Origin of the sequence: Bacillus sp. FSL L8-0654, from assembly GCF_038629965.1 — a bacterium.
In the GTDB taxonomy this organism is placed as follows: domain Bacteria; phylum Bacillota; class Bacilli; order Bacillales; family Bacillaceae; genus Bacillus; species Bacillus safensis.
Genome location: NZ_CP152026.1, coordinates 3,644,662 through 3,656,540, shown reverse-complemented (window position 1 = coordinate 3,656,540; position 11,879 = coordinate 3,644,662). Strand labels below are relative to the sequence as shown.

Annotated in this window: 11 protein-coding genes; 8 read left to right on the top strand and 3 right to left on the bottom strand. The window is 40.9% G+C overall.

All coding sequences use genetic code 11. The features are described 5' to 3' along the window. The first annotated feature begins 53 nt into the window (after positions 1–53). The 4 genes from MHH65_RS18835 to MHH65_RS18820 all read left to right on the top strand — a co-directional run bounded on the left by MHH65_RS18835 (position 54) and on the right by MHH65_RS18820 (position 2,865). Positions 54–902: an MBL fold metallo-hydrolase gene (locus MHH65_RS18835; RefSeq protein ID WP_098677237.1), complete on the top strand. Its 849-nt coding sequence runs from the start codon at positions 54–56 to the stop codon at positions 900–902. A gap of 149 nt (positions 903–1,051) precedes the next feature. After that, entirely contained in the window at positions 1,052–1,369 is a 318-nt protein-coding gene (locus MHH65_RS18830) for a darcynin family protein (protein ID WP_041118402.1), read from the top strand. Positions 1,370–1,474: 105 nt separating this feature from the next. After that, complete coding sequence (locus MHH65_RS18825) at positions 1,475–1,981, top strand: LURP-one-related family protein (protein WP_098677236.1); 507 nt, start codon at positions 1,475–1,477, stop codon at positions 1,979–1,981. Between the two features lie 8 nt (positions 1,982–1,989). Continuing rightward, a complete protein-coding gene (locus MHH65_RS18820) occupies positions 1,990–2,865 on the top strand; it encodes a LysR family transcriptional regulator (RefSeq protein WP_227001689.1) in 876 nt (291 codons plus the stop codon). Positions 2,866–2,904: 39 nt separating this feature from the next. On the opposite strand, the gene MHH65_RS18815 is transcribed toward MHH65_RS18820, so the two are convergent. After that, positions 2,905–3,801 (bottom strand): PhzF family phenazine biosynthesis protein, encoded by an 897-nt coding sequence (locus MHH65_RS18815; RefSeq protein ID WP_098677235.1) that lies wholly within the window; start codon positions 3,799–3,801, stop codon positions 2,905–2,907. Positions 3,802–4,043: 242 nt separating this feature from the next. On the opposite strand from MHH65_RS18815, the gene MHH65_RS18810 reads away from it, so the two are divergent. Further along, on the top strand, positions 4,044–6,227 hold the full coding sequence (locus tag MHH65_RS18810) for an Ig-like domain-containing protein (protein ID WP_098677234.1): 2,184 nt from the start codon (positions 4,044–4,046) through the stop codon (positions 6,225–6,227). A 105-nt stretch (positions 6,228–6,332) separates the two neighbouring features. Further along, a complete protein-coding gene (locus MHH65_RS18805) occupies positions 6,333–7,343 on the top strand; it encodes a hypothetical protein (protein ID WP_176544454.1) in 1,011 nt (336 codons plus the stop codon). A gap of 47 nt (positions 7,344–7,390) precedes the next feature. Here MHH65_RS18805 and MHH65_RS18800 read toward each other — a convergent pair whose 3' ends face one another. Beyond that, the gene (locus MHH65_RS18800; RefSeq protein WP_098677233.1) at positions 7,391–8,101 is read right to left on the bottom strand and encodes a GntR family transcriptional regulator; all 711 of its coding nucleotides are present in this window, start codon (positions 8,099–8,101) and stop codon (positions 7,391–7,393) included. A 155-nt stretch (positions 8,102–8,256) separates the two neighbouring features. On the opposite strand from MHH65_RS18800, the gene MHH65_RS18795 reads away from it, so the two are divergent. After that, positions 8,257–10,155 (top strand): beta-glucoside-specific PTS transporter subunit IIABC, encoded by a 1,899-nt coding sequence (locus MHH65_RS18795; RefSeq protein ID WP_335350995.1) that lies wholly within the window; start codon positions 8,257–8,259, stop codon positions 10,153–10,155. 9 nt (positions 10,156–10,164) lie between these two features. After that, positions 10,165–11,604, top strand: a complete 1,440-nt coding sequence (gene bglA, locus MHH65_RS18790; RefSeq protein ID WP_335350996.1) for a 6-phospho-beta-glucosidase BglA — start codon at positions 10,165–10,167, stop codon at positions 11,602–11,604. A gap of 51 nt (positions 11,605–11,655) precedes the next feature. On the opposite strand, the gene MHH65_RS18785 is transcribed toward bglA, so the two are convergent. Then, complete coding sequence (locus MHH65_RS18785; RefSeq protein ID WP_024423995.1) at positions 11,656–11,817, bottom strand: hypothetical protein; 162 nt, start codon at positions 11,815–11,817, stop codon at positions 11,656–11,658. Positions 11,818–11,879 lie beyond the last annotated feature (62 nt).

Genomic DNA, 11,879 nt, shown 5'->3' with positions numbered 1-11,879 from the left:
GGGAAAAAACGTGATTCAATTTAAAAAATAATGACAGAAAGTAGGAAGCACCTTTGCACTCAATTAAAAAAATAGGTCAGAGTTTTTGGTACATCACACCAGTATCACTCACCGACCGCCCCATCCTAGGCATGGTCGTTGGCAATAACAAAACATTAATGATCGATGCGGGTAACTCAGAAGATCATGCGAACTATTTCATCCAAAGAACTTTAAAGCACGAGAACGCCATGCCCGATATGGTTATCCTCACGCATTGGCATTGGGATCATATTTTTGGTCTGCCTGCGCTGCCTGATACGGTTTCAATTGCTTCTGCACAGACAAGAAAGGAAATGGAGGAGCTTGTTCCGTTTTCGTGGTCAGATGAGGCGATTGATGAGCGGGTGAGGGAAGGAACGGAGATTGAGTTCTGCGCGAAGGCCATTAAGGAAGAATATCAGGGTCATCGAGATATTCAGGTGGTTTTACCGGATGTTACGTTTGACCGTCGGATAGAGATTGATCTTGGCGGGGTCACTTGCATCGTGCAGCATGTTGGAGGCGATCATGCGGCTGATTCCGTGATCGTGTATGTGAAAGAAGAGAAAATCCTGTTTCTTGGTGATTGTATTTATCCGAAAATGTATGCCGAAAAAGTTCATTATACTGTGAAAGAAATATTGCGTCTTTTAGATGAGTTAGAAGCTTTTGATGCAGATACGTATATTCCTTCACACCAAAGACCGTGGACAAAAGAGGAGTTTTGTCAGGAAACAGACAAACTGAGGATGATGGCGAGATTCACTGATCAATGTGGTGGAGATAAACAGAAAATTACAAAGGAATATCAAAATTACGTGAATAGAGAACTGAAAGAAGATGAATTAGAAACCATTGCTTATTTTGTAAATGGGTATTAAATAATAACTAAAAAAAGTCTCATTTGAGTGATTTCCCTCAAACGAGACTTTTTTTGCATCACGTATTGTGACAGACTTAATTTTAGCATTGATCATAAAAACAATCCCCAAGTAGGCTTGAGTTTTCCTTATTAGGAGGTAAAAAACAGATGGACAAAATAACTGACCCATACGACACTTTCAAAACCAAAATAAGAACCCATGCGGCTTCGCTGCAAGAGTTGATGCAGAAATATAAAGAACATGTGACGGTGCGTTTTTTTGATGCAGAAGCTCTTCCAGATAAAGATTACACAGATTTTGTGATGTGTGAAACGGATGACCTGAAATTCTATCATTTTATGTGGGAAGAGATTAGAGATTCTATTCCTTACACAAGTGGTTATGTCAAAATTAAAGAGGTCATCATGGGAATGGAAAATGCTTTTCAAACATATGAAAAAGAATCTCTGAAAATGAATCAGTAATCGAAAACCACCTGATAGCAGGTGGTTTTTTGTACATTCTATTTTTTGGTATAATCAGAGGTAATGTAAGAACGGATAAATTTTTGAACTGAATCGGAGGTCCATATGAAACAGCTTTACATGAAGCAGAAAGTATTTAGTCTGAGCGGCAGGTTTACAGTAAAGGATCAGCAGGAGAACGATGTGTATTTGGTCGAAGGCAGTTTTTTGAAGGTACCGAAGACGTTTACCATTCTGAATACAGAACGAGGAGAAATCGCTGTGATTACGAAGAAAATGTTTAGCTTTTTACCGAAGTTTTTAGTAGAAGTTGGTGGTCAAGAGGTATTGACGATCAAAAAAGAGTTTACGTTCTTTAAAGCAAAATATTTAATTGATGCCGCGGGTATAGAAGTGCAAGGTAACTGGTGGGATATGAATTTCCAGGTGCTCCAGAATGGTGATGTGATCGGCCAGGTGAAGAAGGAATGGTTTACTTGGGGTGACAGCTATAAGGTTGATATTTTGAAAGAAGAGATGGAGCCTGTGATGATTGCATTGGTTGTTGCGATTGATTGTGTGAAGGCTGATGAAGCAGCGTCTAGGTCTTCGTCGTCGGCAACGACGAATTAATAAGTGAGGTGAGCACACTGATCACATTCCAATACAAAGTATTTCTAACAGTCGTCGAATGCGGCAGTTTTACAAAAGCAGGGGAGAAGCTTGGGCTGACGCAATCTGGGGTGAGTCATAATATTGCGAAGCTTGAGTCGGAACTCGGGATTGTGCTGCTTCGGCGGAATCGAAACGGGCTTTCGTTAACGGACGCAGGTGAGCGGGTGATGCCGCATATCCGGCAAATCATGCATCATGCGGCATTGCTTGAGCAGGAGGCGGCGCTCATTCAAGGGATGGAAGTGGGGAGTATCAAGATAGGGACATTCCCTAGTTTTTCTTCAAATGTCCTTCCACGCCTTATTCATCGTTTTACGCAAATCTATCCGCATATCAAGCTGGAGTTATATGAAGGAGGTTATGAGGAGATTGAGGAATGGATCACTTCTGGCACGGTTGATGTTGGTTTTTTAACGCAGTCATCGAGGGAATTTGAGACCGTTCCACTTTTTCAGGATGAATTGGTGGTGCTCATACAAGAGAATCATCGCTTTCATACGAAGAAAGTGATTGAAGTGGACTCGTTACATGATGAAGCTTTTATCATGCCGAAAGCGGGCTGTGACATACTCGTCAAGAAGCTGTTAAAAGAAAGAGGCGGCGTGAAGCCTCATGTTTTGTTTGAAATTGAAGACAACAATACGCTTATTTCTATGGTTCAAGAAGGACTTGGGGTCACGATCATTCCAAAATTGGTTTTGCCGCCGCACATACCTCATACGAAAGTCATTCCACTGGAGACGAGCGTCTTTCGTGAGGTCAACCTGGCGCTCAAATCATTCAAAGCAGCTTCCCCATCGGCCAAAAGATGGATCGAAACGGTCAAAAATCATTTTAAATAGAATCAGCTTGAACAGGAAGTCCCCATTCAAGCTGATGTTTTATAAAGTTAACACGCCGCGGATCGTGATGACAGCTGCGCCTGCCACTTTAATCACCGGCTTTGATTCATCCGGAATGACTGTGATACGAAGCATGCCAGGTCTGCCGATGGCATCCCCTTGGGCAATGTTCAGGCGAGTGATTTCTTGCTGAGAAATGATACCCTCCAAATAAAGATATCCAGCCAACGCCCCGTTTGCTGCCCCCGTTACAGGATCTTCCGGTATACCAATCCCAGGTGCAAAATCCCTCGTATAAAGATCGCATTCTTTTGAAGTGTGGAACGTATAAAGGTGGGTTGTCGAGATGCCATGCTCTTTATTCATTTTAGCTAAAGCCGCTAAGTTCGGTGCCGCTTGATCAATGTCCTGTTGGTGCTTCATTGGAACAAGAAGATGCCAGTTTCCGGTGTTTGCTAATTTGATAGGATAGGAAGAATCAAGGCGGTCACTGCTCACACCAAGCATGTCACTAAGCTCTTCTAAATCGATGACAAAATCCCGCGTCTTCGGTGTCACCTGCGTCATTTCCACATCAACGACCTTTCCATTTTCTTCGTGCCATACAACAGGCACATGGCCGATCTTTGTTTCTAACACGACCCCTGATCTCTCTTTAGCCAGTCCTAGCTCCGTCGCTAGAAGCCAAGTCAATCCAACAGTCGCATGCCCGCAAAAATTGACCTCTTCCGTCGGTGTGAAGTATTTGACGCGATAATCGGCTTTCTTATCATGGGCAGGAAGCAAGAAGACAGATTCCGGTAAATTCAACTCCTTGGCGATGCTCTGCATATCATCTTCTGTTAAAAACTCACCATCCAACACCACCCCAGCGGCATTTCCTCCAAATTTCTCAGTTGTAAACGCATCGACATGATACACTCTAATGTCTGTCATCTGACGAACCCTCCTATACACTCTTGTTACGTTAATCATAAGTTTGTTTGATGCATTCGTAAAATGAATCTTTTTGATGGTTTAAATCGGAAGTGTTCATGAAGAGAAGGAGGGTTCACTGTACCTATTAAATTGGTATTTTGATAAGTCTTTAGTCATGTTATTAACTCTTGTATCTATACTAGATGAAATGTATAATATTTGTATATAAAAACATTAATAGGAAAAGTGAGGATATATTTATGAAAATGGTCCTGAAATTAGTAGCTTCTATTCTATGTGTGATGATGTTGAGTTTTCATATACAAGAAAGTGTGAGTGCCACAGAGGGTGGAACGAAAACAACGGTTGATCGTTATCAATATGGTGATAATTATCTGACAGGTAAAACAGCGCCAAACGCAATCGTTGCTTTCGCAGATTGGGGTGTTCCGAGTAACTGGAAATCTAAATATATGCACTACGCAAAAGCAGATAGTGACGGAAACTTTAAGTTGTTTTCTTGGAACTTTAGTTCAGGCCAAACGTTTGAGTTAGATACATATGACCAAAATGGAACAATGCTTTCTTCAAACAAAGTGTATGTTTTCAAGGAATCTTTTAGCTCATTAGATCCGATATATGATACTTCTCAGGAGTTAACTGGGAAAACTGTGAAGAACACAAAAGTAGAGGTCATGAAAGATGGCAAAGTGATTGCCTCAGGCACATTCAATGATGCCATTCATTTAAAGCTGCCTGCCCTAAATGCAGGTACATTCCTAACAGTGAAAATGACGACTGGCAGCAATATCGACGTTTACAAAAAAATTGTGAATCCTAAGAAAATCTCACTTATTCCTACGACAAAATGGTCTAAATCAGTGAAAGGCAAAACGGGAATTCCTTATGCAAAGATTGTCTTTAAAAATCAAAAATCAAGTGACATCATTCAATCGATGACTGCAGATGGTGATGGCAACTTTGAATTGAGTGTGGACAAAAACACAATAAAATCATTAAATCAAAGTAAATTTCAAGTATTGGAACCCTCTTATGATAATGCTTTGTATGAGACCACTTTCCAATTGAGATCAACCGCTCCAACTATTGATCCATTTACTCAGCTTTCAACTTCAGTGGGCGGAACTGCAACTCCTAAAAGTATGATCAATATTTTAGATGGAGAGGGAAGAGTTATTGGGGAAGGTCAGACAGACTCTAATGGCGTCTATGAAGTTCCTGTTTCAAAGTTAATCGGTGGTGACTTAATTACAGTCAAGTCGTTCATGGCTGATAATCCGAGTGAAACGGATCAATCTCAGGAAGATGTACAGAAAGTTTTTGTGGAAGAAATCGATGATTCAAGTGAAACCATTAATGGCATGAGTACGTTTGGCGATCAAGCTATTGTAGAGGTGCAATCTGATTCAGCGAATAACACAATAAAAGCAATGTCGAAACTCAGCGCTAGCACAACGAAAAAGAAATTTGGACCATACAACATTACGCCGGGCAAAGATTTTAAATTGAAAACGGGAAAATTACAACAAGGGTCTAAAGTAACAATCACGTTGCAAAGTGGAAAGAGAAAGGTTTCCCTCCCAGCCTTCACCGTCAAAAAAGTCGTCACATCTCCACTTGCAGCATCCCAAGTGAAGGTGACGAACAACAAAGGGAAAAATGATACGGTGACGATAAAAGGAATCAAAAAGCAATCAGTCATCAAAATATTTAAACAAGCCTCTGGCGGTAAAGCGATTGCCCAGCAGACTGCTTCAAGTTCGAACATGGCAATTTCCATCAAACAATTGGGCCAAACTAGTGGAATGCTTTATATCAGTATAAAAGAGCCTGGTTTAAAAGAGGGAAATCGAGTACCAATTCGTTATCAGGGTGAAAAGTCAGACGTTTTAAAAGCCAGTCAAGTCAAAATCAATAATCTTAAAAATAAAAATGACATCATTACAGTCAGTAAATTGAAGAAAAAAGATGTGATTAAAGTCTACTCAGCAGGTGGGAAATTACTAACCACATCAAAACCAGCTAACAGTTCATCCATCAAATTGTACGTCAAACAATTAGGAACTAAGAGCGGTAAAGTGTATATCACGCGCAATAGCGATAAGATGCTGGAAAGCGGAAAGCAAGCCATTTCTTTTAAAGGTGAGCCGTCTACTTCGTTAAAAAGCAACCAAATCAACATCGTGAACAATAAAAAGAAAAAAGACGTGGTCACGGTCAGTAAACTAACAAATCAAGATGTTGTTAAAATCTATCATTCTTCAGGAAAGCTTATTGGGAAGTCAACAGCTACTAAAGGCAAAGTTGTAAAAGTCACTTTCAAACAACTAGGCGCTAAGGGAGGAAAACTATACTTCACCGTCACTGGGAAAGGCATGTCGGAAAGCAGTAAAACGGTAAAGGCGTTTAAAGCTGAAAAGTAGAGTTTAATCTTACAATTTTAAAAAAATCGTCATTCATTTCTAGGATGACGATTTTATTTTTAATAGCCAATCGATTTAAATTTCAATGATAGGAGAGTGTTTATATTGAAAAAAGTACAGTGTTTTATCCTAATGGCTGTCATCCTTTGCAGCAGTATGTGGTCCGCGACTGTTCAGGCACAATCCGGATATTTCAACACGTATACAACGTATTCTGCAATGTCAGGTTCTGGGTTCTACACTTCTATGCAAGGGATGGCTGTAGATCGTAATAATAATATGATTTATGCTGCAAAAATAAATACGTCAAATCACTTAACGCAATTGTACGCTATTAAAATGAATGGCTCGTCAAGTAATAGAACTGTGAAGCTCCTTAAAAACTCTGACACCAACATTACTAGCAATGACTTAGGACATGCCAATGACTTAGCTGTGAAAGCTCAAAAAGGTGATGATCAAGTTAGCTTATATGTAGCGCCTATGTCTGATGGTGTAAAGTATGTAAAAAAGATAGTGAAGTTAAGTGTGAACACGAAGAAAAATACGTACAAAGTGGCTAAATCTTATGTCCTTCCATACCAAGGGGCGAATTTATCAATTAGCGGTATCACATATTCTGTTGGAGCGGACAAGTTTATTGTAAGGTCTGGCAATCGCTTTTTTATTGGGAATTTTAATGACCAAAAAGGACAATTTGAATATGAGGCAACGTTTACATTAAATTATACGAAAGCGATTGTAAATCAATCAGTGGTGGATGTTTCTAAGTACATTCTTCAAGGTATTTCTTTCTACCAAGGAACATTATATGTACCATTATCTAAGCCAGACTCCAATGGTGGAGCTTCTAATGTGAGTGTCATTCTCACATACCCGTTAAATATCAATCAAATGCTGAAAGAGCAAAAGGAAACACCTGCAAAAGATTTTTCAAAAGAGTTGTTTACTAGAAAAGACCTTTCATTCCGAATTACGAGCAGTGCATTTACTCTTTTTGAAATAGAAGCTGTTGATTTTGATGACGGAACGTTATATTTTAATACAAATCGCGGGAAGAAAGGCACACAAGAAGATATGATCGCGACGTTCAATGATTATAACTATTACAAGTGAATTGTATTCAAAAAGCCCCTCAGCTTATGAGGGGCTTTTTCCATCCATCACCCATAATAATTATTCGCTTGAATAAAAAATTGGGATTGCATGTAGTTATACGTGATTTTCGAAAAATCGAAGGGCTGACCATTGGTGAGATGAAAGACTGTCTCGACGCGGAGAGCGGGATCATCTTGCTTAAGTCCGAGGTGCTTTGCTTCGATTTCATTAAGTTTGCCTACTTGTAAGTACATATCGGAGAAGCCGACTTTGAGTCCAAGCCCTTCACTGATGAATTTAAAAACAGAGTCGGCAGCAATTTCTGTGTTGAGATAGGGAATGATGGTTTTTCGGTAATAGGATTCTTCTAAACATAACGTTTGTCCATTGATGTAACGAATGCGTTTAAGGTAAAAAACATCCTCTTCTTGTTCAATATTCAAATTAAGTGCAGTTTCTTCGGACGGCTTGATGGTGTCTAGCATTAAAACCTCTGATGTCAGTTGAAATTCCTCTAAATCTTTTTTAAACCCTTGGTTGGACAAAAGGCTGATGTAGCCCTTACGGCGGTGTCTTCGAACAAAGATGCCGCTGCCCCTCACTTGATAGATAATTCCTTTTCTTTCGAGTAAGTCTAATGATTTGATAATGGTACTTTTGCTCACAGCAAATTGGCTCATGAGTGTTTCGAGTACAGGGAGCTTATCCCCTTGCTGCAGCTCATGGGTGACAATATATTTTTCAATATCGCTCGCAATTTGTTGATACTTTAACATGGCCATTCCTCTTTGTTTTCACGATTTATTGTTCTTGTATTATAGCACATACCAAATTTCCTTTGATATGCTAATTGAAATTATATATGTATTGATAAATTGTACCGGTATAATTATAATGTACATATACTAGTAGTGATAAAGGGGGGTTTTATATGTCAAAAGTGAGGGATTATCAAAAGCTTGCAGAAGACATCTTAGAGGCAGTTGGCGGAGAAGCAAATGTGGTGAGTGCCGCAAGATGCGCCACGCGGCTGCGTTTGGTCTTGAAACGTTCGAATCCAAAGGCAAAGGAAGCAGTCAATGCGATGCCTGGCGTCATTACCGTGGTGGAAAACGGCGGTCAATTTCAGGTCGTCATCGGTCAGCATGTTGGTGAGGTCTATGAGCATTTTTCCAGCCTTGTTCAGCTGCAGCCGTCTGAAGATGACCAGGTAAATGAAAACAAGGGAACGGTGCTGAATCGTGTCATCGCGACCATGTCTGCTGTGTTTGCGCCATTTGTGTATATTTTGGCGGCAGCTGGTATTTTACAAGGTGCACTTATCCTCATTAATTTATTATTTCCAAGCTTCTCGAAAACGGGAACGTATGAAGTCTTTAGCTTTATTTCTTGGGCGCCGTTTACGTTCTTGCCTATCTTTATTGCCATTACAGCTGCCAAGCATTTTAAAACGAATATGTATATCGCAGTAGCGTGTACAGCAGCGCTTGTCAGTCCGGCTTGGACGGAGATTGCTGGACGCGTGGCATCAGGGGAAGGCGTTACCTTTTTAGGCATAGCGTTATCTGAAACGGTTTATACGTCATCTGTTTTGCCGCCGTTATTCTTGGTATGGATCCTTTCATATGTAGAGAGATTTTTAAACAAACGCATTCACGAGGTGGTCAAACCGTTATTTGTCCCATTTATCTGTATGGTCGTCATGGTTCCATTAACCATTCTATTAATTGGTCCACTTTCGACAGCAGGCGCAAATGGGATTGCAAACGGATACAATGTCTTAGCAGAAAATGTCCCAGCTTTAGCAGGCGCCATTATCGGAGGTTTCTGGCAAGTGCTTGTCATTTTCGGTGTTCACTGGGGCATCACACCAATGGTGCTCGCCAACTTTGAACAATATGGACGTGACTCCTTCCAGGCATATCAAACCATCGCTGTTATCGCTCAGGTCGGCGCAGTGTTAGGGGTTATTTTAAAAGCAAGAAACCGCGAAACACGAAAAGTCGGGGTGTCAGCGGGAATCACGGGTCTCTTTGGAATTACCGAGCCTGCGATCTATGGGGTCACCCTTCGTTTTAAGAAACCATTTATTTTCGGATGTATATCTGGAGCGGTCGGGGCCATTGCTGCCAGCTTCTTTACGCCTTATTACTTTGCGTATGCAGGGTTGCCTGGTCTACTGACGATTGTAAACGGAATTAGTTCAGATTATCCAACGTCAATCATCGGCATTTTGATTGGTGTGGTCATTGCGCTGATCTTACCAGTTGTGCTCATTCAAATGTTTGGTTATGGGGAAGATACAGTGGAACAGACAGCTGGGGCAACATCTGATAAAGATCAAGTTGGAGAAAAAATGAATGCTTCGATGAACAATGAAGAAACCATTCCTGCACCGCTTGAAGGGAAAGTGCTCCCGTTATCTGAAGTGCCGGATGCTGTATTTAGCTCGGGGGCGATGGGCAAAGGATTTGCGATTGAACCGACAGACAATAAGCTGTATGCACCGTTTGACGGCAGTGTCGTCATGCTTGCGCCGACAAAGCATGCGATTGGACTGCGTTCCGAATTCGGTGTGGAGTTACTTGTTCATGTAGGAATTGATACGGTTTCCCTAGATGGCTCAGCATTTACTCTTCATATCAAAGAAGGCAGCAAGGTGAAGAAGGGTGACTTGTTGATGACATTTGATCAAGAAGCCATTGCAAGCAAGGGATTAAAAACAATCACACCCGTCATCATCACCAATACACAAGCGTATGAAGATGTGATTATAGAAGAACAATCGACATGTCAGCCAACAGACGTCATGATCACAATTGTGAAATAGGAGGAATGAATAATGACATTACCAAAAGATTTTCTATGGGGCGGAGCATTAGCTGCACATCAATTTGAAGGTGGATGGAATGAAGCAGGAAAAGGCCCAAGTGTTGTAGATGTGATGACAGCAGGTGCTCACGGAATACCGAGACAAATAACTGAAACGGTAGAAGAAGATAAATTTTATCCGAATCATGAAGCGATCGATTTCTATCATCGTTATAAGGAAGATATCGCGTTGTTTGCCGAATTGGGTTTGAAATGCTTACGTACATCGATCGGCTGGAGCCGGATTTTCCCTAAGGGAGATGAAGCGGAACCGAATGAAGCAGGCTTACAATTCTATGATGATGTATTTGATGAACTGCTCAAGCATGGCATCGAGCCTGTGATTACGCTGTCTCACTTTGAGATGCCGCTTCATTTGGCAAGAGAGTACGGCGGGTTCCGCAGCCGAAAAGTCGCTGAGTATTTCGCGAAATTCGCAGAAGTATGCTTCAATCGATACAAGGACAAGGTCACATACTGGATGACATTTAATGAAATCAATAACAAAATGGATGTCAACAACCCACTATTCCTTTGGACAAATTCAGGGGTATCAGTCAAAGAAGGCGAAAATGCCAAAGAAGTCATGTATCAAGCAGGACATCATGAATTACTTGCAAGTGCATGGGCAGTAGCCAAAGGAAAAGAGATCAATCCTGCTTTCCAAATTGGAGCGATGGTGTCTCACGTGCCAATCTATCCGTATTCCTCAAATCCAGAGGATGTCATGCTTGCAGAGGAGTATATGAGACAGCGCTATTTCTTCCCAGATGTACAGGTTCGCGGCTACTATCCGATCTATGCGCTAAAAGAATTCGAACGTGAAGGCTATCATATTCCATTTGAAGAAGGCGATGAAGAAAGCTTAAGAAAAGGGAAAGTGGATTATCTAGGCTTTAGCTACTACATGTCGACAACGGTTAAAAGTGATACTGTGTCTGATCACAACGGAGACATTGTCAATGGAGCCCTGCCGCATGGTGTAGATAACCCTTATATCAAATCAAGTGACTGGGGCTGGTCCATTGACCCGACAGGCTTAAGATATACATTGAATCGTTTTTACGATCGCTATCAAATCCCGCTATTCATCGTAGAGAATGGATTTGGTGCAATAGATCAAGTGGAAGAAGACGGTTCTATTCACGATCCAGAAAGAATTCAATATCTCGCTTCTCATATCGAAGCACTGAAAAAAGCGATTGAATATGACGGTGTGGACCTTATTGGCTACACACCTTGGGGCATCATTGATATCGTGTCATTCACAACAGGTGAAATGAAAAAACGCTACGGAATGATCTACGTTGACCGCGACAACGAAGGAAACGGCTCGATGAAGCGCCTTAAAAAAGATTCGTTTACTTGGTATCAAAACGTCATCGCAACGAACGGTGAAGAAGTGTAATAAAGGAAAATAGAAGCCCGGATGAGCGTGGTAAATGCTTGTTCGGGTTTTTCATTGTTTAAGTTTTATTAATGCCTGAATACAAAGAAAAAAGAGAGTAATAGCGACAAAATAGTTCATTGGATTGTGAAATATCTTAATGTTCAAGGATATTTGAAGAAGGATCCAAAAGCCGAATATCACCATAACAGCAGGAATGATTTTTTTATACATAATGATTCTCCTTTTGAGAGTAGTTTGTTTTTAATTGGCATTGTCTCATATCATTGCAGAGA

Excerpts from the sequence above, each read along its gene's own strand:
- MHH65_RS18800 (WP_098677233.1), bottom strand. The coding sequence starts at position 8,101 with ATGTTAAAGTATCAACAAATTGCGAGCGATATTGAAAAATATATTGTC.
- MHH65_RS18825 (WP_098677236.1), top strand. The coding sequence starts at position 1,475 with ATGAAACAGCTTTACATGAAGCAGAAAGTATTTAGTCTGAGCGGCAGG.
- MHH65_RS18815 (WP_098677235.1), bottom strand. The coding sequence starts at position 3,801 with ATGACAGACATTAGAGTGTATCATGTCGATGCGTTTACAACTGAGAAA.
- MHH65_RS18830 (WP_041118402.1), top strand. The coding sequence starts at position 1,052 with ATGGACAAAATAACTGACCCATACGACACTTTCAAAACCAAAATAAGA.
- MHH65_RS18795 (WP_335350995.1), top strand. The coding sequence starts at position 8,257 with ATGTCAAAAGTGAGGGATTATCAAAAGCTTGCAGAAGACATCTTAGAG.
- MHH65_RS18810 (WP_098677234.1), top strand. The coding sequence starts at position 4,044 with ATGAAAATGGTCCTGAAATTAGTAGCTTCTATTCTATGTGTGATGATG.
- MHH65_RS18785 (WP_024423995.1), bottom strand. The coding sequence starts at position 11,817 with ATGTATAAAAAAATCATTCCTGCTGTTATGGTGATATTCGGCTTTTGG.